This window comes from Bradyrhizobium sp. 172 (genome assembly GCF_023101065.1).
GTDB classification, from domain to species: Bacteria; Pseudomonadota; Alphaproteobacteria; order Rhizobiales; family Xanthobacteraceae; genus Bradyrhizobium; species Bradyrhizobium canariense_D.
Genome location: NZ_CP064702.1, coordinates 127,769 through 150,662 on the forward strand (window position 1 = coordinate 127,769; position 22,894 = coordinate 150,662).

Consider the following 22,894-nt stretch of genomic DNA (forward strand, 5'->3'; position numbering starts at 1 on the left):
CTGTCGGAGGTACCGTACCCGTGCGACGATCGGTTGGTAGTCCTGTTCGGGCCCATGTGGATCCGGCCTGCTTTGCAACGCACGCAAGCGTGGCTCGCTTCCGGATCTCCTGCTATACGGCAGCAACCCAGTTACGTAGGCCCTCGATCGTGCGAAAGCCGTCGGCGGCGTAGCAGCGCGTGTCCGGCTGAGATGCTAGCATCATCTCCGCCAGCGCGTGTCCGGGCCCGAGGTCTAGTACCTCGGTGACGCCCAGCTCTGTAAGCGCGTCCAGGGTTGCCGCCCAATCAATAGGATGGGCGACCTGGTTTGCCAGCTTCACCGTCGCGCCCGCGACCGAGAAGATGCGTTCGCCGTCACCGCCGGCAAGTAAGACGCGATGGTTTGCGACGGCCGCGTCCCTGTTGACATCGAGTGCCTGTTGCAGAGGTTGGCAGGCCTGCGCGAGCCTTGTCGTATGCGACGCGATTTTGACGGCCAGAAGCCCCGTTCGCACTCCTTTCCGGGCAGCCTCGTCGCAGAGCGCAATGACCTCCCGCTCCACGCCTCCGATCACGAAAAGAAGGTCCGGATTCCTGATCGCGATCTCGCAGCGGTGCTTTGCAAGCAGAGGTTCGATCGTAGCCCGGTCGAGCCCCCGGATGTAACCCAGGCGACCGGTGGGCCCCGCTGCGTTCTCCATCAGCCGGGCACGAATATTGGTGATCCGCAACGCTTCTTCGGCAGTCCAGATTCCCGCGATACTCCAGGCCGCCATCTCGCCGACGCTATACCCGGTGACAGCGGTCTCTTCGGCCAACAGGTCAGCGATGCAGGCGTGGGTCGCGAGAGCCGATGTGACGGTCAGGATCTGGCTGGCATAATTCTCGGACAGTTGCTCGGGGGTGCGCGTCCGAACGAATTCCCGCGGGTCCTCACCGAGCCAAGCCGTCGCCGCGGCGAAGATTGACTCCGCGGCAGGCTGGTCCGCGACAAGATCAAAGATCTTGCCCGAAAGCGCACCTTGTCCGCCGCAGAGCAGTGCTAACATCCGCGATCTATCCCATCGACGAATAGCGCCATGGCCAGCAGGTCTGCGGAGCCGCCGGGACTGAGATTGCGGGTCAGGAACGCTTGGTGAATGTCGGCGGCACGCCTGCGCCATTCCGGTGATCCAACACCGCCGGCGGAAAGGAACGCTGACGCGCTGGCTTGCGCGAAGCACAGTCCCTCGAGCCCGCCTCGATGCAGGAGGTTGGTGTCGGTGACGCTAGTAATCAAGCTCATGCACGTCTGAACGCGAGCGGCTTCCTCGTCATGAGGTGCAAGCTCGCGCGCTGCCTGCAGCGCGGGTAGGGCGATCTCGTAGACAGACGGGAAACCGTCGGCGGCTTCCCCCCTGGCGCCCCCGGCGCCATAGCGCCGCGCGGCCACAGCGCCGTGGCTGCGCAGCGATACCGGGCCAGATAGGATGTCCTCGCCCCAACGCTCCGAAACCAGCCGGCCAAGAGATTTGCGAATGCCGACGGCACTCCGATAGCCGGCCGCGGCGCAGAGCAGGCCAAGTCCGAAAATCGCGCCGCGATGGGTGTTGACGCCGGAGGTCGCAGCCATCATCGCGCGCTCCGCGGCAACCCCGATGGCGCGCAGCCGGTTCATGCCCGCACCTGCGGCGCCCGCGAGGGCGAGATCGCTGAAGAAAGGCATCAAGGTCTCAGCGCTCAGGCACAACAGCCCGGCGTCCATGTCGCGATGCGCACCGTTGTCGACATGGCTGACAAGCCCGGGCTTCGGATAGGTTTTTACTTCCAGCTTCAGGCATAGCGAAGCAAGATGACCGAGCTGCTCGGCATCAAGCGCGCCGCCCGGCTGTGATTGCCATCTGAGCGCAATGGTCATGAGACATGACCTGTGAGGAAGGCCGCGCGAGTCGTGGTGGTCACTCCTGCCGGGCTCTTCACAAGCACTTCGTCTTCGTCAGTGCCGGTCAGTTCGCGCCATTGAACCCCGCCGGCGGGACCTGTGATCTCACCGTCCAGCCGCATCGGCGACTGCTTTGCGATCCGCGCGATGTCGGACAACAGAATTCCTGTCTTGTCGGCCGACGAGAGAGGCCACAGCAGATCGAGGTCCGAGCCCTCCGAAAGATAGGGCAGGCCGGTGAGGTGCTGCCACGCAAGGCTGCCATAGGCGCGGGTCTCCGGCAGGAGTTGGACGAGTTTCTCGATCGTCTCGCGCCAAGCGGGCGGCGCCGCGGCCACGGCGTCGGCCAGCAACGGAGGCTGAGCGAACGCGACGATATCGGCTGCGGCCAGCGAGACCGCAATACGACGTTTACCATGGCTCGGCGGCAGCGGCAGTCCGAGCGGAACGAGGCCTGCAGTATCGCTGCAAGCCGGTCGGCGAACGACGAGAGGACGGCCGACGTGCGCCCAGCCTGCGACGATCGGCTCGCTGGCGAGTTCCGGATAACGCTTCATCACGGCCGTCCAGCCGGCGGCTGTGACCTTGACCATGCTGTGGCGCGCGAGAGCTTCACCCATTTGGCGCTCCTTGATGTGAAGTGGCTGAGACGACAACGCGCTCGGCAAGTTCGGCCGCTTTCCGCCGGCCGCCACGTTGGGCACCGATCTGGCCGCGATCGTCCTGTCCGTACGGTCGTTGCAGCACGGACGCAAGCTGCGGCGCCAGCGGCGCATGTTCATCCCAGACGGCGTGAATGCCGCCGGTCTGCACCATGTTGTCGAGCCCGGGCGCGAACACCGGCGTGGCTTCGGCCTTGGCTTTCAAGACGTCGATCGGAAGCTTGGTGACCCGGGCCATCGACGGCAGATCCATCACCGCGGGATGCGCGCCGGGCAGCGCCACCAGCGTGCCGGCCGCAAGCGCGGTGGCGATGAATGCGCCGGCGGCGCTGCCGCCATAGAGCAGGCCGACGGTGCGGTGTCCTTCGGCTTCCGCCAGCAGCAGGGCCTTGGCGAGATGCGACAGATATTCGCTGAGGCCCAGCAGTTCGTCGCGCTTGCTCATGCGCTGGCTGGCGGAATCCACCAGGAACAGGATCGGCGCACGGTCCTTCGTTTGGACGATCTCGACCAGCCGCCCCGCGAGCACGATGGCTTCGTCCACGCCGAGCGGCTGCCCCTGCGTGATGCCGAGCACGTGGATTGGTCCGCCGTCAGGCAGCGTCGCCTCCCCCGCGATCATCGCGCCGGTCGTTTTGATCTTGCGGCCGTTCGGGAATAGGCCGGCCAGGATGTCATCGAGCGTCATCGGCATTCTCCCTGTTGGCTGCCGCGCGAAGAAATGCGCCGGTCGGAAGTGCGGGAATCTCGGTCGGCTGCCCGATGCCGAGCGTCTCCCAGATATCGACGGCGTCCTCAGCCTCGCCAAAGCGCTGCAGCCGTCGTTCGAGGCGCTTCTGCTCGGCCTCGAGAATCTCGGCGTCGCATCGTCTGGCTATTTTGATCGCGTCAATGGCCGCCTCGCGAAACGCCGTCGCTTCGTCGTCGACGAAGATATCGGCACCGCCGATGAGATAGCGGTGCTTGCCGCCCATCGTGCGCCAGACCAGCGCGCGGTCGCGCGAGTCGAATTCCTCGATCCCCTTGTTGGTTTCGATCACCTCGGGGCCGCTGACGCTGAGCCGCCCCTGTTCGGAGATGATCAGCCGCGAGCAGGTGCCCGCGATCAGGCTGCCGCCGCCATAGCAGCCGGCGCGCCCCCCGATCAGGCCGACGACGTGGATGCCGCCGCGGCGTGCCTCGATGATCGCGCGCATGATCTCGGCGATCGCAAGCTCGCCGGCATTGGCCTCCTGGAGCCGCACGCCGCCGGTGTCGAACAGGATCAGCAGATCTTGCTTGAGCGTGCGAGCTGCGCGCAGGAGGCCGTTGAGCTTGGCGCCGTGGACCTCACCGAAGGCGCCGCCCATGAAGCGTCCTTCCTGTGCGGCGACGAACACCGGCGAGCCATCCAGGCGACCGCGGCCGATGACGATGCCGTCGTCGAACTGCTCCGGCAGGTCGAAGATCGCCAGATGCGGGCTCATCTCGCGCTGCTCGGGACCGATGAATTCGGCAAAGCTGCCGGCATCGACCAGCGCTTCTATGCGTTGCCGGGCGCTCGCCTCATACCAGCTCAGCGAAACCGTATTGACTGTGGCCACCGTCATCGTTCCGGCTCCTCGATCTTGCGGATGCCTTGCGCGAGCCGCAGCGCGACCGTGTCAGGTCGGGCTCCGCCGTCATTGATGGAGATGCGCAAGCCCCCGGCAGAGCGGCGGGCGACGAAATCGCGGACCACGGCGTCCCACACGGGGCCAAAGCCGTGAGCTGCGGTTGCGATGTCGATCGTGCAGCTGTCGGCCGGCGAGGTCCGTTCCAGCAGCACTTCGAGATTGCCGGAGGCGACCACGCCGACGATCGCCTGCGCGCGGGTGCCGCCGGCGCGGTTCGGTGCAGTCAGTCTGAAGCTGAGCTTTTCCATGCGAAACTCCTCACCAGTTGCGGAAGCGGCTGGGCGGGCGGTAGAGACCGCCGGAAGCCAGCATGAGGTCCTTGATCGACCGGGCCGCCAGCAGGCGCCGGTCGGCGTCAAGCGGATCGATGCCGAGATCCTCGGGACGGCGGATCACGCCGCGTTGCCGGAGCTGCTCCACGAGCTTTGCATCGCGCGCGCGCCCGATGTCGGTGTAGCCGGCAACGCCGCGGATCGCCTGCTCGCGCTCGTCCTTGCTGCGGCACATCAGCAGGTTGGCGATGCCTTCCTCGGTGACGATGTGGGTAACGTCATCGGAGTAGACCATCACCGGGGCTAGGTCGAGGTCGAGCTTGCGCGCCAGCTCTAGCGCATCGAGTTGCTCGACGAAGAGCGGGACATTGCCGTCACCGAATGTCTCACCGATCTGCACCACGAGCTTGCGGCCTCGGCGCAGGGCAGCATTGGAGGCGGGGTCGGCCTCGGCACCCGCTTTGAGCCAGGGTTCGCTCGGGTGACGGCGCCCGCGCGGATCGGAGCCCATGTTGGGCGCGCCGCCGAATCCCGCGATGCGGCTCGTCGTCACCGTCGAGCTGTGGCCTTCGAGGTCGATCTGCAACGTCGATCCGATGAACATGTCGCAGGCATAGAGGCCCGCCGTCTGGCAGAAGGCGCGGTTGGATCGCAGCGAGCCGTCGGGACCCGTGAAGAAGATATCGGAGCGCGCCGCAACATAATCCTCCATGCCGACCTCCGATCCGAAGCAGTGGATCTGCTCGACCCAGCCGGATTCGATCGCCGGAATCATCGTGGGATGCGGGTTGAGCGCGAAATGGGTGCAGACCTTGCCCTTGAGGCCGAGCTTCTCGCCGTAAGTTGGCAGCAAGAGCTCGATTGCGGCGGTGTTGAAGCCGATGCCGTGATTGAGCCGGCGCACGCCGTAGGGCGCATAGATGCCCTTGATGGCGAGCATCGCCGTCAGGATCTGGGTCTCGGAGATGGCGGCGGGATCGCGGGTGAAGAGCGGCTCGACATAGAAGGGGCGGCCGGCTTCGACCACGAAATGCACGAGGTCGCCGGGAATGTCGACGCGGGGCACCTTGTCGACGATCTCCGTGACCTGCGCCACGACGAGGCCGTTCTTGTAGCTCGTCGCCTCGACGACGGTCGGAGTGTCCTCGGTATTTGGACCCGTATAGAGGTTGCCGTCCCTGTCGGCGCTGACGGCCGCGATTAAGGCGACGTTCGGCGTCAGATCGATGAAGTAGCGGGCGAACAACTCGAGATAGGTATGGACGGCACCGAGCTCGATCTTTTCCCCGAATAGCATCCGCGCGATCCGCGCCGACTGCGGGCCTGAATAGGAGAAGTCGAGCCGCCGCGCGATGCCCTTGTCGAAGATGTCGAGGTGGGATGGGAGGACCACCCCGGACTGGACCATGTGGAGGTCACGGACGTCTTCGGGGTCAAGGTTCGCGAGCGCCGAGGCGAGGATGTCAGCTTGCTTCTGATTGTCACCCTCCAGGCACACCCGGTCTCCTGACCGGATCACCGCATTCAAAAATGCGGGCAGGCTCGGGATCGGGACGACCTTTCCCTTCGCGTGCTTTCGGCCGGCCGCCAAGCGCTCCCCCAGGGCGGCCCTTTGCATACCCCAACTACTCATTTCGGCTCCTTGGCATGCGAGGTTGGCTTCCATGAGTCAGAGTGTATGCGCATTGCCTTCCAATGTCAATTAATGTATACGCACGATGCTAAGCGATAGACAATCGCATACACAGGAGGGAATTTTCGATGCGAGTGCATACACAGCTTCGATCTCTGGGGGTCAGCGCCCCGCTCACAGCCGGGAGGCGCCCGTGACCATTTCCGGCGTAGCTCTGCTCGCGATCTGCACGCTGCTCGGGGTCCTGCTCGGCGACCTGCTCGGCGTCGTCCTCGGTGTGAAGGCCAATGTCGGCGGCGTCGGCATTGCGATGATGTTCTTGATCGCCGCCCGGCTATGGCTGCTACGCCAGGGTCTCCTCAGCCACGGGCTGAAGACGGGCGTCGAGTTCTGGGGCAGCTTCTATATTCCCATCGTGGTCGCCATGGCCGCGCAGCAGAACGTCGTCGCTGCGGCAAAAGGCGGCCCCATCGTTGTCATTGCGGGGATCGGCGCGGTGGCGGTGTGTTTCGCCCAGGTCGCTTTGATCAGTCGACTCAGCGGCCGTGTCGAGACGATGGACGAGATCGAGGCGCGCGAGGCGATCGAGGCGAATGTGCCCCACTTCAAGTCCGGGAGGATCGGATGACCATGATATCCCACGTTCTTGCCGCAAACTCGCTGATCGCGGCGTTCGCCGCGGTGGGCATCCTGATGTGGATCTCCGGAGCGATCTCGAAATATCTCACCTTCGGGCGCATTCACGCCTCGGCGATCGCGATCATGCTCGGGCTGTTGCTCGCGTTTTTCGGAGGCCTCGCCACCGGCGGTGAAAAGGGCCTCGCGGACCTGCCGGCGCTAACCGGGATCGGACTGATGGGAGGCGCGATGCTGCGGGATTTCGCCATCGTCGCCACCGCCTTCGAGGTCGACGTCGTCCATGCGCGCAAGGCCGGACTGATCGGTGCGGTCGCGCTCGGATTGGGGACGGTCGTTCCGTTCATTCTGGGCGTTCTCGTCGCCGCAGCCTTTGGCTACACTGACGCCGAATCGCTGACGACGATCGGCGCCGGCGCGGTCACCTACATCGTCGGGCCGGTCACGGGAGCGGCGATTGGCGCCTCCTCGCCGGTTATTGCGCTGTCGATCGCCACCGGTGTATTCAAGGCGGTGATCGTGATGATCGGTACGCCCTTTGTTGCGAAGATGATCGGCCTAAATAATCCGCGCAGCGCAATGGTGTTCGGCGGCTTGATGGGTACGGTCAGCGGCGTTTCCGGAGGCCTGGCGGCAACAGATCGGCGTCTGGTCCCGTATGGCGCGTTGACTGCGACATTTCATACCGGGTTGGGATGCCTCGTCGCACCGTCCATTCTCTACTTCACGGTGCGCGCAATCATAGGAAGCTGAATGGCAGGTCTGTTTAAAGTTGCTGCTGAGGCAGAAGAAGATAGCGGCCTTCTCTCCGATCGCATCCGTAATGCGCTCACCGACGAGATTGCCTCCGGTGCGCTGGCTGCCGGTTCGGCGCTGGAAGAGCAGCAGCTTGCCGATCGCTTTGGGGCTTCCCGCACGCCGGTGCGGGAAGCCCTCCGGCAGCTTGTCGTCAGCGGGCTCGTCGAGGTGCGGGGCCGTCGCGGGCTCGTCGTGGCACGGATGACACCCGAACGCATCATGGACATGTTTGAGACCAGCGCAGAGGTGGAAGCCATGTGCGTCAGGCTCGCGACCTATCGCATGACACCGCTGGAGCGCAGCGATCTGATCGAGCTCCACGACAGCTCGCTGGCAATGGTCGACGCCAACGACGTGGATGCCTACGATGCGTTTAACCGGCTGTTCCACGAAGGCATCTATAGCGCAACGCACAACGCGTTCATGGCCGAGCAGGCGCAGGAGGTCCGTGCGCGTCTCAGCGCCTTCCGCCGCACGCAATTGCGGCAGGGCGATCGTATCCGCAAGTCCCGGGACGAGCATGATTCTATCATGCAGGCGATTGCGGAGGGCGATGGCGATACGGCCGCTCGCCGAATGCGCGCGCACATGTTGAACGCCGCCGCGGCGCTTCGGCGCTACATCGACGACCGCGCGGGCGGAGAAGGTCGAGCGTGACAGTAGGATCCCCCAACTCGCGCGTTTGGTGATCAATCGAGTGATCGGATGAGATCTCCGCCTGCTATTCAGGCCGAGGCTTCGTTCGTTGGAGTTGCGACTAGTTCAGCCACCTTGTAGGAATCGAGCTACTTAGGGGCGACATGGGTTGAAGACAACCTTCAAATCAAGCATTTGCACTATCTCCTCGTTTTGGCGCGAGAACGGCATTTTGGCAGGGCGCGACGTAAGCATTCGGCGTAGGCCGCGCCCATGCAAGAATATTTTCGCCGTTGGCCGAAAAGCCATGGAAGCAGTCAGCCGGCGCTGTCTCAGGCAGTCCAGCAGATTGAGAAGCGATTTGGTGTTGCGATCGTGCTTCGCCACCAATCGTGGATCAGCAATGCCTTTGCCGCGCCCTGATCCGATTATTCTGGCGGCCAGCGCTTAAGCAGCCTCGGATTTTTCTTTATAGATTTGGATGAGCTCGACGAGGCGCTCGATGTCGAAGTCGGTGAACGCTTGAACGCGGTCTTCGCCAATGTGGCGACGTCTCGTAGCGAATCTTCATCTTCGACGAGGTCTTTGGCGATCTAGGTGATGGTGGTGACGTGATGGACCTTGTTGACGTGGGTGCTCATGCCGCTCGAGCGGAGTTCGCTGACGGCGGCGTCCAATTCCAGGGCAGCAGTTCGTCAAGCCGATGCGACGGATGGGCGGCGATCCGCGCGAGGACGTCGGTCAGCCAGGCTTGCGGGTCGATGCCGTTCTTTTCGCGGTTATGATGAGGCTGTACATAGCTGCCGCGCGCCGCCCTCCGCGATCAGAGCCGCAGAACATCCATGACTTCCGTCCAAGGGCAATGCCTCTCAGGCCTCGTTCTGCGGCATTGTTGGACAGGCAGACCCGCTTATCCTCGAGGAACAGGGTGAAGCTCGCTCAACGCTTCAGGATATAGTCGAACGCCTTGGCCAGATCGTGTCCCCGGGACAGCTTGGCGAGCTGCTCCCGCACGTGCCCAGCGCTCGCCCTCGTGCCACACCGGGTGGGTACGCAACCGCTCTTGAGTGCGACGGTTTCGGCGACTTTTTATTCTTGGCCCGAAAGTGCGTTGCCGCCAACCATAAGACTCCGACGATGCAGAGCGTCGTCAAAGCGGCGCCTCCCACGCTCACCGAACCTCGCAATAGCAACTGCGCCAAGGCGCGCGACACGGTATCAGGTCAGCCAGAAATGCTTAACGACAATGCTGCGCGCGATGCGGCGGTGATTAGCCGACACCGCATCGCGCAACATCCCGATCAGATCACAGCTCCGTGGAAGCGAGCCCTGTCCGACGATCTGGTAGGGGCACGCCTATTGCGTGCTGAGCGACACCCCAAGAACAAATGCCTTAGCCGCCGTCGCGCCCGGCGTTCGCTTCAACTTCTTTGCGATCTTCGTGACACCAGTCTTTTGCTTGGCAAGTAGCTTCAGCGTCTTCAGGTCGTCCTTCGTCCACTCGCGACGAACACTTGTTTTCTTCTTGGCCAACTTGGCGCTCCTTCGTTGATAGGCGAGGGGTCTAACACGTAGGCTGCATCCTGAGGCTGGGTGTCCCGAAATCGGATTATCATGAGCGATGAAGGCGCGGACAAAGGCGAAAAGCAGAACCTAGCTAGCGAGCGATCTGGCGTTCTAGGCGCCGCACTGGTGCGGCAGGAGACCGTCGTGCTCTTGGTCGATCTCGTGGAGTCCGTGCGGCTCATGCGCCAGCACGAAGGTCCTTCTGTTAGGCGTTGGGCAGATTTCGTGCGTGTCGTCCTCGCAGAAATCCTGCCGCGTCATCGTGGTCTCCTGGTAAAAAGCCTTGGTGATGGTCTCATGGCACGTTTCGAGAAGGTGCCCGATGCGGTAGATGCCGCCGCCGAGATGCATCGGACGCTTGCTAAGCTAAACACAGGTATTCCAGAGGATCAGCATTTTCACCTGCGCGCCGGAATCAACGCTGCGTTCGCGTGGAGTGACGGCATCGATATCTACGGGACAGGTGTCAATCTCGCGGCGCGGCTCGCAACGCTCGCCGGCCCAGGCGAGACGATTGCCAGTGCTTCGGCGCATGAGCAGCTGGCGGCCGACCTCGCCACCCTGGCGAATCCGGGCGAGACCATCGGCAGCGCCGCCGCGCGCGACGAACTGACGCACGGAGTTGATGCGACCTGCGAAGACCTGGGAGAATGCATTTTAAAGCATTTTGACAAGCCAATTCGTGCATATCGCGTCGGGCCACCGAGTCCGCACCCAAGCCTCACCGGACGCCGCCACTATGGGGTAGCTATGCAACCCACCATCGCGATAATTCCGTTTGGCTCACGCAACAACGCACCCGAGCATTTTGACGTCGGCAATCTAATTGCGGATAGCGTGATCTGGCGGCTGTCCAAGGCCACGAACATGAAAGTGATCTCTCGATTATCGACCAATGTGTTTCGTGACCGCGCGAGCGATGTTGCGGAGATGTCAGCCCATCTCGGTGCAACGTATATTCTCAGCGGTGGATACGTTGTGAACGGAGGCCATCTCATGGTGACAGCGGAACTTTCCGTGGTGCGCACCAACCAGGTGGTCTGGAGCGATCGCCTGAGCGGGGAAGTCGGCGACCTCCTGCAGCCTGAAAGCGAATTGGCGCATCGCATCGCGCAGGCGGTACATCTTTCCGTGTTCGATGCCGAGGTCGAGCATGTCCTGACCCAGCCCCTGCCAACCCTTGAGAGTTACTCGCTGCTGCTCGGCAGCATCAAGCTGATGCACCGTTATTCCTCGCTCAACTTCATCGTACCCGCATATTATTGTCGGGGCAGCCGCACTACCATCTCGGTGCGTCTCTGGCGCGCCGACGACGGTCCCATGTCCAGCTATCACGCGACTACCTCGTCGGTGGTCACCTTTCTAGCAGTCCCGGCGCCTCGGGTCTCGTTGGTGCGGGTGAACTGGACCGACGCGGCCGGCAACGTCACCAAGCCGAGCGATGCCAGCATGCTGGCTACCACCAGTCTTGCCGAACGCATGCTGCCTTTCCCTTATCTTGAGACCACCATCCTTGGTCTGGAAGAGAACCGCAGCGGCGCTTTCGCCGCGCCCCCGGCGGCTTCGGGCGGCTGCAATCTTGCTTGGCAAAGTCTTCTCAGCTCGCTCCCCGTCACCAAAATCTTCACCGCGCTCTTCGGCTTGGGCGACATCGTCTTCGGCATGGTGCCGAATGCGGTCGTCCCACCAGGGGGCGGCGGCGTCAACAGTGGCTGCAGCATCGGCTCTGCCGGCTGCATTATCGGCTTCAACACCAGCTTTGCCCATGAACTAGGGCACCAGTATGGTCGTTCGCATGTCGCGGTGGCCGGCGATGCCAGCAGCGATCCCAACTATCCGAACTTCGGCGGCGACACGAAGTCGATCGGCGAGGTTGGCATCGACACCGGTACTTCACCGCCGACGCTGTTCGATCCGGCGACATCCGACGATCTAATGTCATACGGGCAGAACCAATGGATCTCACCCTACACCTACCAAAAGATTCTCGATGGCTGGGATTCGCATGCCTTTGTAACCGCCGATGCCCGGCATGTCCGCTCCATTCTAGTGGTCGGCGTCAGGCTGCATCGTGGTGTTCGCGATACGCGGCGCGTGGAAATACGTCAGGCGCACCTCGTCGCTGCGGCCGGCCTGCCGCCCAAGCATATTGGCGCAACGATGTCGCCCCTCTCCATCGATCTCCTAGATGGCAGCGGCAAGATCCTCGCCACCCATCATTGCTTTTATGTGCCGGGCCATGGCGGTACTTGCGGCTGCGGCTGCGGCTCTAGCGCGGAGATGGTGTCGCCGGAACGCGAGCCCTATCTTGATATGCACGAGGCAATCGAATTACCCGGCGACGAGGTGGCCGCCTTGTCCTTCCATCGCGGTGGAGAACCATTCGCCCGGCTCGAAGCGGGTGGTGCGCCGCGGGTTGAGATTGCCGGCCCCGAACGCCGCGACGGAAGCCTTGCCGTCCAGCTGCAAACCCAAGCCTCCCTCCCGGGTGAGACTTCCGGTGACAACAATACGACCGCACCGGTCTCGGTTGTCGTGCTGTTCAGCGGCGATGACGGAGTGACCTGGCAGCCGGTCGCCGTCGATCCCCCCAACGGCGAGGTGCTGGTCGATGCCGATCGCTTGCCCGGCGGAGAACGCTGCCGCTTCCGTGCCGTCGCCACGGCCGGGTTGCGCGCGGCCCATGCCGATACCGAGCCTTTCAAGCTGGCACCTTGCCGCCGCAAGCTGCACCTCGATCTGCCGGACGACAAGTGCAGCATCAAATCGGGCGCCGTGGCACTCCGCGCTTTTGTGGACAGCCGGGGTCGCGGCGCACCTGCACCGCAGGAAATACGCTGGACGTCCAGCCTCGAGGGCGAACTCGGCTTCGGCCGCGAGCTCGTTGCGCAGCTAGGCAAGGGCCACCACGAAATTACCGCGACCGCACCCGACGGCATCGGCGGCTCGCTCACCGAACGCGGCATCATCATCGTTAGCGGCAAGCCTCACCGTCCGGAGGTGCGCTAGCCCTATTCCCCTGACCCCGTTCCCCTCCGAAGGGGACGATTTCCGGCGACCAGCGCACCGGTCCCAGGCACTCCGCTGCCGTCCTGCCCGGCGCGCAGGAAACGATCATCGGCGCCCAATCTGATCGCAGACAACTGGCGCGACTGATTGCGGCTTCGAGGAAGAGAGGGCGTGATAGTCCTTACTCAGCTCGATAGTGCGGTGCGGGCCTAGTTCTGGCAACGGCGGAGCTTCTCAATGATCTCGCGCAAGCCGTTCGGTCGCTCACGTATTGCCATCACCTTAGGTGCTTCCTCTAGGCTGGCGTACAAGAGGCACTCTTCTCGCTTTTGCACGCTCGCCCCAGTGCGCGTTCGAATAAGCTCCATTTCGCACTCGGCAAGAACGCTCAACAGTGTCAGCATGAGGCGGCCATGCGCCGTCGCCATGTCAGTCCAGGCATTCCTGAGTGATTTAAAGCCGACTGGCTTTTCGGCACTGCCTAGGAGATTGAGGAGATCGCTGGGTATGGCGAGGACCACATCGGTACCGAGATCACCCGAGTACATCCGGAAAACAATGCCGGCACCAAGCACGACCGGAATCGGTTTAAGCGCGACCATTTGAGATCCCCTGGTCAGCACGAGGACGCATTGCGATGTGAGCGCGCGTCCACGACAACTGGAATAATGCCGAGCATCACTCCGATGCTCGGCTGCTAGCCCGAGGCGGATCTCGAAATGGTACTGCCACTTGGAGGCTAGCGCTGCGGAGCAGGGCTTATCTAGAGAGCTTCTGACAATTGACTGTTGCAAGAGACTAAGGCAGTGCGACTGCCGCTTTAGATTGCTTGTCCCAACGCCGCTTTAGGCATTCAATTCCACCACCGCGATTACGCTCTCGTCGCTAACTGGCAAGCGACGCAGGCTTCCAGCCCGCACTCTTCAGCACGGCGTGACCGAAGAGGACAAAGGCGCCAAGCAGGAGAAGCAAATGTCCAAACTGTCACGACGAGAATTCGTAGCTGCGACATCTACGGCACTCGTCACTGCGCCGTATGTGCGCGGAGCCTATGCGGCCGGCAAGCTAACCATAGGCTTCTGGGATCACTGGGTTCCCGGAGCGAACAAGAGCGCGACGGATCTTGTTACTGAATGGGCCGAGCGGGAAAGAGTTGAGGTTCAGATTGATTACATCACGAGCCAAGGCAACAAGCTTCTCCTGACGGGCCAAGCCGAAGCACAAGCGAAGACCGGTCACGACGTATTGCGTCAGGCCACATGGCAACCCCACAGTTTCGCCGAGTTGCTTGAGCCAGTTGACGATGTGATGGAGCCCGTTCTCAAACAGAATGGCAGCGTGAATGAAACCGTCAACTATCTTGCTCGAGCTAACGATAGATGGATCGGGGTTCCCGCTTGCCAGGGCAGCCAGATCCAGCCCCCGTGCTCCCGCATCGACCTCATGAAGGAGCATGCCAAGATCGATGTGCAGGCGATGTATCCAGCGGGGTTGCCGCCGAAAGCCGAACATTGGACTATGGATACGTTCCTGAAGGCAGCCGAAGCCTGTCACAAGGCGGGTTTCCCGTTCGGGATTGGACTCGGCGATACCAACGATAGCGTGTGTACCGCCGGAGCTATCTTCCAGTCATTCGGCGGTCATCTTGTTGATGCCGATGGTAATCTCACGGTCAAAACCGATGAAGTACGGCAGGCACTAGAATTCTATAGGAGGTTGTTGGTTTTCTTGCCGCCAGATGTGGGCGCATGGGACGATGCATCGAACAACAAACTGCTGATAGCCGGAAAAGCCGCCCTAATTTTCAATCCGCCGAGCGCGTGGGCAGTTGCGAAGCGCGACGCTCCGCGACTCGCCGAACAATTGTGGACCTACGGGTTCCCGGCTGGGCCTAAGGGGCGCTTCGCGCCATATCTTCCCGCGTTCTGGACAATCTGGGCTTTCTCCAAGAACAAGAAAGCAGCAAAGAGCCTGCTTGCGCATTTGTCGCAGCCGTCCTCGACCGAGAAGCTTGTGGTCGCCAGCGCCGGTTATGACCTGCCGGCCTATGAAAAGCTGACGACGTTGCCCGTATGGGCGGAAGCGGAGCCACCGAAGGGTACGCTCTTTCACTATGCTAACCCGTTCAAACATCAAAGCCTATCGATTGCGGGTTGGCCGGCCCCGCCGAAGGTCGCACAGCAGATCTACACGCGCGCGACGATGACCAAGATGGCGCTGCGCTACTCGCAGGGCGAGCCACTGGAGAAAACGCTCACGTGGGCCGAAGGCGAGTGCGAAGGGTTCATGCGAACCTGATAGCGCGGGTGTCCACCTGGACGGTTGAGCGCGCATGCGCCATCAAAGCTAGCAAGTACAGGTGATCGTGTTCTGCTCATCGGCGCCGCAACCATCGACCGCCTGCTCGCCGACGTGAAGATCGCGGCGAGCGGCGGCAGACGGCGCCGTGCCGGATTCTATTCGGCAATCCGGCGCGAGATCCCGATCCGCACTTCAATGACTGGAACAGTCCGCCGCCCGGGTTTTGCTAGGTTGACATGGTCGCTCATGGCGGCGCGTCGGTGGCTGACTCGTTCATCCAGACCCTGACGACGGTCGATGTCGCCACGCGCTGGACGGAGTGTCTGCCGTTGGTGACGCGGGAAGGTTGCTCGTCGTCGAGGCGATCAATCGGGCACAGAGCCTCTTCGGGCGCGCGCGCCTTGGTTCTTGCGCGGGGTGGACTTGGACAACGACATGCCTTCATGAACGATGTCGTCGTGCCATGGCCTCGCGAACAGAAGCTCGAAGTCACACGCTGGCGCGCGTACAAGAAGAACGATCAGGCGTTCGTCGAGCAGAAGAATGGTGCGGTCGTCCGTCGCCTCATCGGCAACGGCCGCTTCGGTGGCGTCGAGACGGCGCGCGTGATGGGCCGCCTCTACGCGGCGGCACGGGACCAACGCCGCAAGTGAAGATTCTCCCTGCCAACCCTGACCCGTCCACACATTGCGAAGTAGCGTCCGGCCTCATGAATGCCCGCTCAGTGGGACAGGGGGGACTTGATTTTCTCACAGGTTGAGCTCTCCAGATTTTAACCCCACAGCAGACCTCGTCGCATGCTCACGCTAGATCAGCGACTGCCCCTGACGGAGTGAAAAGACTATCGCTTTGCTATAATTCGCTCCTGATTTTGAGGGAGAAGCTGATGAGGAGCACCGCGAAACGCATCGAAATCATCTGGTGAGCGCAACGTCTTTGAACGAGGATACCAGCGCCTTTTCCAGCTTTCCCCTCATGCCGCAGAGAATGCCGTAGGCCGCCTCGCGCGGCATCATCGGCTTGTACCGCCGGTGCTCGATCAGCGCCGCAAAGATATCCGAGATGGTAAGGATGCGAACGATGTCCGTGATGCTCTCGGCGCAAAAGCCGTCGGGATAGCCGCTGCCGTCGAGATATTCGTGATGGTGCCGGACGCAATCGAGTATTTCGGGTGAGATGGAGCCGTGCTCCTTCAGCACGTCGTAACCCGCCGCCGGATGGGTCTCAACCAGCGCGCGCTCCTTGTCGTCGAGGCGGCCCGGCTTGTCGAGAATCGCCAGGGGAATCCTAGCCTTGCCGATGTCGTGGAACATGGCAGCGGTAGAGAGCCGTTCGAGGTCGCTTTTGCGGACGCCGAGACTGAGGCCAAAATCGATCGCAACGCCGGTTACGAGAAGGCAGTGCTGGTAGGTTCCCTCGCGATGGCGCCGCACCGTCGTCAGCCATTCGGATAACCCGTGCTCGGCAATCCGGTCAGTGATCATGCGGCCGGCCTCTTTGGTGCCGTCGACGTCGATCCGCTCTCCGAGTGTGACCAAAGTGAACAACGATGCGATGGCGTAGGCCCCGACCTCGACCGCATCGTCAGGCCGCGAGATGTCGCACGTCGAACCGGCTTCGCTCCCGGCCGGATCAGATAGCGCGGCCGTGAGCTTGGTCGGATCGATCTTGCCGGACAAAACCAGGGTGGCGCCCAGCGCGTACGCCTGCGAGACGCAAACGTGGGAGGTTTGCTCGACGAGGAAGATGCGCTTTCCGGTCTTTGCGAGACGCAAAGCTCTCCTTTTCAGTGCGGCAATGTTTTCGACAGATCGTAGATCGGCACGGATGACCACGGCGGCAGGCGCATGCGGTAGCTTTGCCTCCACGTCGAGCCGCTCGCCCGCGACAGTGAACTGCCTTTCAAGGACCGAGCAGAGCCCGAAGAGCTTATCGGAAGCATCAGCCAGGACATGTACCAACATGACTGATACCTCTTTTTGTCAGGTGCCGGTCTGAATTGGGCCTCGTCGTCAGATTCTGCATGATCATTGCATCAGATCAGATTTCGATGACACTGCTCGGCTTAAGTTTGTTTCGGTGCCGCTCTGTCGCTGGCCGTTTTTTGGGCTTTCTTGCCATCTGCGTGGATGAAGTGAACCCCAGCGATGGTTCCGTCGATCCAGACCAACTCGCAGCGCCGATAGGCTAGTCCCGTGGACGACAGCAGCATGAAGAACTCCTTCGCCTTGAGAACGTCGACCGATCCCTCGACCTCGATCTTGGCGCCGGTGTCCGAGACGTCGAGCAGGACGCAGCTTCGCCGCCAAGTGCCGTCGGAGCCCATCAGGTTGACGGCGTGCCTGTGGTCCATCCGTACCCGAGAGGCCTTGCGACCGTCGAACTTCATCGGCTTGCTCTCGATTTCGCAGTCCGATCGTCGGCGCCCGCGGAGATTTCTCCCCAACGAACGGACCATTGGCTGGTCGACAGATGAAGCTTTTCAAACAGCTCCTGAGCTCGTTCGCGTTCGCCGAATGACAGGCGCGGGCCGCGGCTGTTGAGGATGGCCAGCGTTGTCTGCCAATTCAGGCGCGACGCCCGACACGCCATGACCAAGCCTTCGCAATCGGGCTCCGCCATTACGTGCTCGACGACCTCGACGGGCGCTCCGGACAACACCGACAGCGCGGTGTACAGATTGGCGGTCTCGCTCCGGATCACGAACCGATTAACGGTCGAGTCGTTCAGCTTGCCCCCGCGGTTGAGCAATACGATCTCCGGCCTCGCAGCAGCGTATTCTGCGTCCCGAGGGCGCTTCACCGTCACCGGCATCTCGGAGGACGTGGCTGCCCCTGAAAAAGCGCACGGACGCGCTTCGGCGTTCGTGCCGGTTGCTGGTCGTGGAGATGCCGATAGCAGCGCGCGGACAACCATGTCCGGTGTGCCTGGCCTCAAGGCCAGAGCCTTGGTGATCTCGTTATCCTGCTCGGCCTTGCCGATCAAGATGGAATAGCCGGCGTCGGAGAATCCCGCCGCTGGATTTCCGATAAGCGCCAGACAGACCTTGCTGCTGCCGCGCTGCAACAGGACGTCCGTCACCACATTTTCGATCTCGCGCCTGTCAGCAATGGCGAGGAGGTGACGCTCGCTGCTGGACCCCGCGATGTCCATAAGATCCCACGGCGACAGGGCCGGAGATTGGCGCAGAACGGGGACCGCGATTGCGGCGTCTTCGCATGAGGCAAGACGCCGCAACGTTTTTTTGGGAGCCGCCCTCAGGTCTGCAAGAGCTGTACTGAGCTCAACAAGTGTGGAGGGGGCCATCGGGGCGATCAGCCGAACAAGGAGCTCATCGAGCAGGTCGATATGCGGCTCTTGCAACCGACCGTTCCCGGCGACAAGCAGTTCGACGATGCGCCGAAGTATCCGAACACAACGTTCAGATGAGCTCCCCGCAATGGTAGCGTCCAACTCGACAATAACATCGGCTGCGGCAATTCCCGTCATCGGCGGGGCCTTAGTGTCAAAAGGAACTACGCAATCACACGTATTACGCGCCCAAGTTGTTAACATAGGTTTATGATCTGTGTCTCACCGGCAGGAACCGTGATTACTTGGGAGGTATCCTTGAAATCGGCAGGCGCGCCGTTTCCATTCATGACCGAAGCGCGCCCACACAGAACCTTTGCTTCAACGACATCGACCGGCTTCGCAGCTCGACAAGGTCGCTGAACGTAGGCTTCACGCCGGTCGTGCGGCGGTGCGAGCCGTGGAAGTCTATGAGCTGCCGATCGTTTGACGAAAGGGGCTGGCGGCCGGCGATCGTCATCGCTGGCGGCGGGTGTTGCTGCTCCATGCAGATAGTTGAGCGGCAATGGGCCTCGCTCGTGTTGCGGCGGCAGGTCATAAGTCGCCATGGGCCGAGAGCCAACCTTCGTTTTGCGGTTTTCAAGCCGAGCCGGTTGGCGCTGCAGTGGCGGCGGAAGTTGGTCGAAGAGGTGCCTGTGTGCTGCTATCACCGCAGCCTGAGCCGCGGCATCCGTCCAGCACCCTTCGACACTTGGGTTCGTGGCAGCGGCAGCGAGAACCGGACGTCAGGCCCCTTTGAGACTTGCTCGCCCGTCCTGAGAACGTCCGCTCACGGGGGGATCGCGCGGAACTCGTCGTCATCTCATGGTCAAAGCGACTCGAATGACCCAACTCGGACATTGACCTGGTCGTAACTGATCCTGCTCGGGTTAACGGTACGCGGGCGATACGACCCCGCGCGTCTTCCGCTCAGTTCTGGCTCCCTAAAGCGACAGCGATGCTGTCGCACCGGCTCCGAAATCAACGGAGCTAGGGCTCATCCGGTCTTTTGGCACCTACCCACCGTCACGAACGCGCAGATTGAAACGGCGGGCTGGGCCTGCCATGATCGTGCACATCCAAGCAGACTATCTGAACTGCAGATCTTAGGGAGGCGATCATGAAGCACAGCGTGATCATTGGCGCCGCATTATCGGTATTGGCGCTCTTCTGCACTTTTGGCATCGCTAACGCTCAGAGCGATTGCAAGACTCTGGTAAAGCCATCTCCGTTCGGCCCAGACGATCAGATCGGAGCGACCAATCGCATCACTCCGGCCGTGACAAAGGCTGCCGCTGCGGAAATCCAAACCGGCGCTGTCGTTCCCATGGCCTACAATCTAGTCGACGGCGTGCCTCTGTTCGGTACCCGCTTCACCAAGACAATGCTGACGACCGCCTCGCTCGTGCCCGGTGCCGAATACGGCAAAAACAAACTGACCTATATGGAAGACACCTATCTCAGTCAAAGCCATGTCGGTACGCATATCGACGGCATGGGCCACATCGGCATCATGGATTGCTACTACAATCAGACGCCGATGGGTAAGTTCGTCACCCAGAATGGCTTGAAGAAGCTGGGGCTTGAAAACCTCAAGACTTTTGCGACGCGCGGCGTGATCATTGACATGGTCAAGGTGTTCCAGGACGCGGGAAAACTGCAAACCAATGCCGCATGCCGAATGCCATGTCTCGACGGCGGCACGGTGATCACCGATGCCGACATTCAGGCTGGTTTGAAAATGTACAACGTCACCCTGCGTGACGGAGATGCCGTTTTTCTACATACCGGCTGGGGCGACCTATTCAATCAATTCCCCGCGCAGAACGCCAATTACAATAAGTCGGAGCCAGGAATTAGCAAAGCCGCTGCGCAATGGCTTGCCGATCAGAAGGTGGTGTTGGTCGGAAGCGACACCTGGGCGGTTGAGGTGATCCCTAGCGAGGATGCGATGGAAGCCTTTCCCGTCCACGCGATCCTGCTGACGGATAATGGCATCCACATCATCGAGAACGTTCGCACGGATTTGATCGCCGCTGAGGCGGCGAGCAGCAAACGTGCGACCTTCTTCCTCTCTATGACCGTGCCGAAGGCGGTCGGCACGACCGGCACCTTCGTCAACATCGATGCAATCCGGTAGCGTGCCTGGGGCAGGGTGGAGCGAACAAGGTCCCATGACGGCGTTTCGGATGGGACGCCGTCGATTCTTGTTGGCCACCCTCGCTGTAATTTCAGCTCACCGCGCTGCCGACGCGGAATCTCGACGCTTCCGAGTGGCCTTTGCTAATTTGAACGAGGAGCCAGGCACGCGGATCGATGGTCTCGGCTTCACCGGCGCGGAGATCCGCCGCAGCTTTGAGCTCGCCTCGCGAAGCTTGCCCTTGAACATGATCTACTACGACAATGGCGGCGACGCCGACAAGGCGGTCGTCAACGCACGTGATGCCGTCTCCAAAAACGTCGACTTGCTGATCGAGTATAATTCCGATGCGAAAGCAAATGCCGAAATCGGACGCCAACTGAAAACGGCGGGCATTCCTTTCCTTGCAGTGAATTATTCCATTCCAGGCGCGCCGCTCTATGCCGCCGATAATATCGCGGCAGGCCGGATCGCCGGCCAAGCCCTCGGCAAATTCGCCAAAGAGACCTGGCCCGATCAGACCCTGGTCGCAGCAATCCTCGGCGACGTCTCCGATCCGGGCGCTGCCGTCGCCGCGCGCGTTCGGGGTTTGACGGAGGGGTTGCGGCAGGAACTGCCCGACCTTTCGCCGGTGCAATTGGATAGTGCCGGTCATTCGGTTCGCGCCGGGAGCGTGCTCGCTAAATTTCTAGCCACTCAAACCCGGCGCAAAATACTTGTTGCCGCGCTCGACGATGCCTCGGCGCTCGCCGCCAAATCTGCGGTCGAAACGGCCGGGCGCATGAGCGACTGCGTCATCGTTAGCCAGGGTGCTGATCGCAGCATTCATGGCGGCGCCAGCGAAAAGAAGGAGATTGATCCCGCCAATCGCGGAAGTGTCATTCTGGGGTCGGTCGCCTATTTTTTCGACCGCTATGGCTACGAGATCCTTCCAATCGCCTTGCGGATGCTGCGAGGCGAGCAGGTGCCGCCGCAGATTTTCACCAAACATGTCCTGATTTCGGCGAAGAATGTATTTGCCGAATATCCGCCGGTTGACATGAACTGACCTCAGCTCCCCGGCGGTCCATAATAGTAGATGCCATTGCGGCCCTGCTCCGGATTGGTCATGGTGGCGAATGTCAAGCTGCCGTCTGATCCTGCCGAGGTGACGGAATTGAGCGCGAGGGCGGGAAGGAAGGCACCGTTGGCAAGACGGTCTCCCACCATCGCGACCCGCCGAATGGCTCCGGCGCCTCCGATGTAAATACCGAGGGGACCAGGCGCGTCGTCGACGCCAGCCACGAACGCAATGGTGCCGTCTCGGCCGAAATTCGGCCAAGGGCCGAAGGCGGAAAAGCGACCGCCGCCGGGCGCCGGTTCGCCCGTGACCGCCAATTGTGTCAAACCGCCTGCATTCGCAACCAGTAGCGCCTCGGATGCGGCGCTCGAGCCAAGATGGGCGACGAAGGCTACGTTGTCGTCATCATCGATCGCAGCCCGCTCAGAAAAACGTACCAGCATCTGGCCCCCGGGGGCGGTCTCTCCCGCGCCCACAAGAACGTTCAAACCGCTGGCGCCGACGGCAAAAATTCCGCCCAAAATCGCCCCGTGCTCAACGACCGCGGGGAAGGCAACCACTCCCTTGTTGTTGATTGCCGGTAGACCGAAACGATCAAAAGTACCGCCGCGCGGGGCTACGTCGCCGCTCGCCACGAGCTTACGCAATGCGCCCCCGCTATACAGATACAAGACCTGCAGCGTTTCCCGGCCTCGCCTGACCGTTCCCACAAAAGCGATTTCATCGCGATTGTTGAGCACCGGCGTATCGAATTCTGCAAACGTGCCGCTTCGCACACCCGGCGCGTCCGTCCCGCTCAGCGCAATCACTTTAAGGCGGCCTTCCACAACCAGAAAAATCCCCTCGTTGGCACGCGCTCCGGCAACACTCGCACCGAATGCAATCTTGCCGGCATCATTCAACGCGGGAAGTGGATGCCGCGCAAATTCGGACAGCACGCCACCTCCCGGCACCGCATCGCCCACCGCCGCCGCCTTCGTAATCCCCGAGGCGGTTGCAAGGAAAATACCCTCGGCCGCCTTCGCCCGCGCGAGGCTTGCGTAAAACGCAATTTGGCCTCGACTGTTGACGGGCGCAACGATCGGCTGCGAGCCGACGTCGAATCGGTCGAAGCTGCCGCCACCGGGCGCGGCCTGTCCGGAGGCGACGACCAGCCGCAACGCATTGACTACTTGAGAGGTCGTTGGCGCTTCAGCCTTGCGGGTGGGTTCTGACAGACTGGCCCATAACACCGCGATCCAAAGGGATACGACCACCGCACCTGCCACCGTTAGGCGGGAACGCGCGCTAGCAA

At 61.9% G+C, this 22,894-nt stretch carries 21 protein-coding genes and 1 pseudogene; 8 read left to right on the forward strand and 14 right to left on the reverse strand.

Annotation, left to right across the window (positions count from 1 at the left end):
- Positions 1-112: 112 nt before the first annotated feature.
- From IVB07_RS39175 to mdcA, 7 genes are read right to left on the reverse strand one after another with little or no spacing between them, the layout of a single operon-like run.
- Positions 113-1,030, reverse strand: coding sequence for an acyltransferase domain-containing protein (locus IVB07_RS39175; RefSeq protein ID WP_247768003.1), 918 nt, complete (start codon positions 1,028-1,030; stop codon positions 113-115).
- Entirely contained in the window at positions 1,024-1,878 is an 855-nt protein-coding gene (mdcB, locus tag IVB07_RS39180) for a triphosphoribosyl-dephospho-CoA synthase MdcB (RefSeq protein ID WP_247369435.1), read from the reverse strand. The genes IVB07_RS39175 and mdcB overlap by 7 nt, the downstream gene beginning before the upstream one ends.
- A complete protein-coding gene (gene mdcG / locus IVB07_RS39185; protein ID WP_247298867.1) occupies positions 1,875-2,522 on the reverse strand; it encodes a malonate decarboxylase holo-[acyl-carrier-protein] synthase in 648 nt (215 codons plus the stop codon). Before mdcG ends, mdcB begins: the two co-directional genes overlap by 4 nt.
- Positions 2,515-3,252: a biotin-independent malonate decarboxylase subunit gamma gene (gene mdcE, locus IVB07_RS39190; protein WP_247452617.1), complete on the reverse strand. Its 738-nt coding sequence runs from the start codon at positions 3,250-3,252 to the stop codon at positions 2,515-2,517. Before mdcE ends, mdcG begins: the two co-directional genes overlap by 8 nt.
- Positions 3,239-4,153, reverse strand: coding sequence for a biotin-independent malonate decarboxylase subunit beta (locus IVB07_RS39195; protein ID WP_247298863.1), 915 nt, complete (start codon positions 4,151-4,153; stop codon positions 3,239-3,241). The genes mdcE and IVB07_RS39195 overlap by 14 nt, the downstream gene beginning before the upstream one ends.
- A complete protein-coding gene (gene mdcC / locus IVB07_RS39200) occupies positions 4,150-4,467 on the reverse strand; it encodes a malonate decarboxylase acyl carrier protein (protein ID WP_018456505.1) in 318 nt (105 codons plus the stop codon). Before mdcC ends, IVB07_RS39195 begins: the two co-directional genes overlap by 4 nt.
- 10 nt (positions 4,468-4,477) lie before the next feature.
- The gene (gene mdcA / locus IVB07_RS39205) at positions 4,478-6,124 is read right to left on the reverse strand and encodes a malonate decarboxylase subunit alpha (RefSeq protein ID WP_247375541.1); all 1,647 of its coding nucleotides are present in this window, start codon (positions 6,122-6,124) and stop codon (positions 4,478-4,480) included.
- 193 nt (positions 6,125-6,317) lie between these two features.
- Between mdcA and madL the strand changes: the two genes are divergently transcribed.
- From madL to IVB07_RS39220, 3 genes are read left to right on the forward strand one after another with little or no spacing between them, the layout of a single operon-like run.
- A complete protein-coding gene (gene madL, locus IVB07_RS39210) occupies positions 6,318-6,752 on the forward strand; it encodes a malonate transporter subunit MadL (protein WP_247452614.1) in 435 nt (144 codons plus the stop codon).
- Positions 6,749-7,513 carry a malonate transporter subunit MadM gene (gene madM, locus IVB07_RS39215; RefSeq protein ID WP_247385324.1) on the forward strand — a complete coding sequence of 255 codons (765 nt, stop codon included), beginning with the start codon at positions 6,749-6,751 and terminating at the stop codon, positions 7,511-7,513. Before madL ends, madM begins: the two co-directional genes overlap by 4 nt.
- Complete coding sequence (locus tag IVB07_RS39220) at positions 7,514-8,215, forward strand: GntR family transcriptional regulator (protein ID WP_247298853.1); 702 nt, start codon at positions 7,514-7,516, stop codon at positions 8,213-8,215.
- A 616-nt stretch (positions 8,216-8,831) separates the two neighbouring features.
- Here IVB07_RS39220 and IVB07_RS39225 read toward each other — a convergent pair.
- Together IVB07_RS39225 and IVB07_RS39230 are read right to left on the reverse strand one after the other, a co-directional pair.
- A pseudogene (locus IVB07_RS39225) lies at positions 8,832-9,208 on the reverse strand (transposase domain-containing protein); the annotation flags it as partial.
- A 342-nt stretch (positions 9,209-9,550) separates the two neighbouring features.
- Complete coding sequence (locus IVB07_RS39230; protein ID WP_247452612.1) at positions 9,551-9,727, reverse strand: hypothetical protein; 177 nt, start codon at positions 9,725-9,727, stop codon at positions 9,551-9,553.
- An 81-nt stretch (positions 9,728-9,808) separates the two neighbouring features.
- Between IVB07_RS39230 and IVB07_RS39235 the strand changes: the two genes are divergently transcribed.
- Positions 9,809-12,769: an adenylate/guanylate cyclase domain-containing protein gene (locus IVB07_RS39235; RefSeq protein ID WP_247768004.1), complete on the forward strand. Its 2,961-nt coding sequence runs from the start codon at positions 9,809-9,811 to the stop codon at positions 12,767-12,769.
- A gap of 209 nt (positions 12,770-12,978) precedes the next feature.
- On the opposite strand, the gene IVB07_RS39240 is transcribed toward IVB07_RS39235, so the two are convergent.
- Positions 12,979-13,371, reverse strand: a complete 393-nt coding sequence (locus tag IVB07_RS39240) for a recombinase family protein (protein WP_247452610.1) — start codon at positions 13,369-13,371, stop codon at positions 12,979-12,981.
- A 370-nt stretch (positions 13,372-13,741) separates the two neighbouring features.
- Here IVB07_RS39240 and IVB07_RS39245 point away from each other — a divergent pair, with 370 nt between their 5' ends.
- A complete protein-coding gene (locus IVB07_RS39245) occupies positions 13,742-15,067 on the forward strand; it encodes an extracellular solute-binding protein (RefSeq protein WP_247768005.1) in 1,326 nt (441 codons plus the stop codon).
- 446 nt (positions 15,068-15,513) lie between these two features.
- Positions 15,514-15,723, forward strand: a complete 210-nt coding sequence (locus IVB07_RS39250; RefSeq protein WP_247768006.1) for a hypothetical protein — start codon at positions 15,514-15,516, stop codon at positions 15,721-15,723.
- A 261-nt stretch (positions 15,724-15,984) separates the two neighbouring features.
- On the opposite strand, the gene IVB07_RS39255 is transcribed toward IVB07_RS39250, so the two are convergent.
- The 3 genes from IVB07_RS39255 to IVB07_RS39265 form a co-directional block, all read right to left on the reverse strand.
- Positions 15,985-17,034 (reverse strand): HD domain-containing phosphohydrolase, encoded by a 1,050-nt coding sequence (locus IVB07_RS39255; RefSeq protein WP_247768007.1) that lies wholly within the window; start codon positions 17,032-17,034, stop codon positions 15,985-15,987.
- Positions 17,035-17,135: 101 nt separating this feature from the next.
- Positions 17,136-17,459, reverse strand: a complete 324-nt coding sequence (locus IVB07_RS39260; RefSeq protein WP_247452606.1) for a PilZ domain-containing protein — start codon at positions 17,457-17,459, stop codon at positions 17,136-17,138.
- Positions 17,456-18,559, reverse strand: coding sequence for a DUF2336 domain-containing protein (locus tag IVB07_RS39265; RefSeq protein ID WP_247452605.1), 1,104 nt, complete (start codon positions 18,557-18,559; stop codon positions 17,456-17,458). Before IVB07_RS39265 ends, IVB07_RS39260 begins: the two co-directional genes overlap by 4 nt.
- Before the next feature lie 961 nt (positions 18,560-19,520).
- On the opposite strand from IVB07_RS39265, the gene IVB07_RS39270 reads away from it, so the two are divergent.
- Both IVB07_RS39270 and IVB07_RS39275 read left to right on the forward strand, forming a co-directional pair.
- Complete coding sequence (locus IVB07_RS39270; protein WP_247385343.1) at positions 19,521-20,540, forward strand: cyclase family protein; 1,020 nt, start codon at positions 19,521-19,523, stop codon at positions 20,538-20,540.
- A 34-nt stretch (positions 20,541-20,574) separates the two neighbouring features.
- Positions 20,575-21,588 (forward strand): substrate-binding domain-containing protein, encoded by a 1,014-nt coding sequence (locus IVB07_RS39275; protein WP_247452604.1) that lies wholly within the window; start codon positions 20,575-20,577, stop codon positions 21,586-21,588.
- 2 nt (positions 21,589-21,590) lie between these two features.
- On the opposite strand, the gene IVB07_RS39280 is transcribed toward IVB07_RS39275, so the two are convergent.
- Positions 21,591-22,856, reverse strand: a complete 1,266-nt coding sequence (locus tag IVB07_RS39280; RefSeq protein ID WP_247452603.1) for a choice-of-anchor tandem repeat NxxGxxAF-containing protein — start codon at positions 22,854-22,856, stop codon at positions 21,591-21,593.
- Positions 22,857-22,894: the final 38 nt, after the last annotated feature.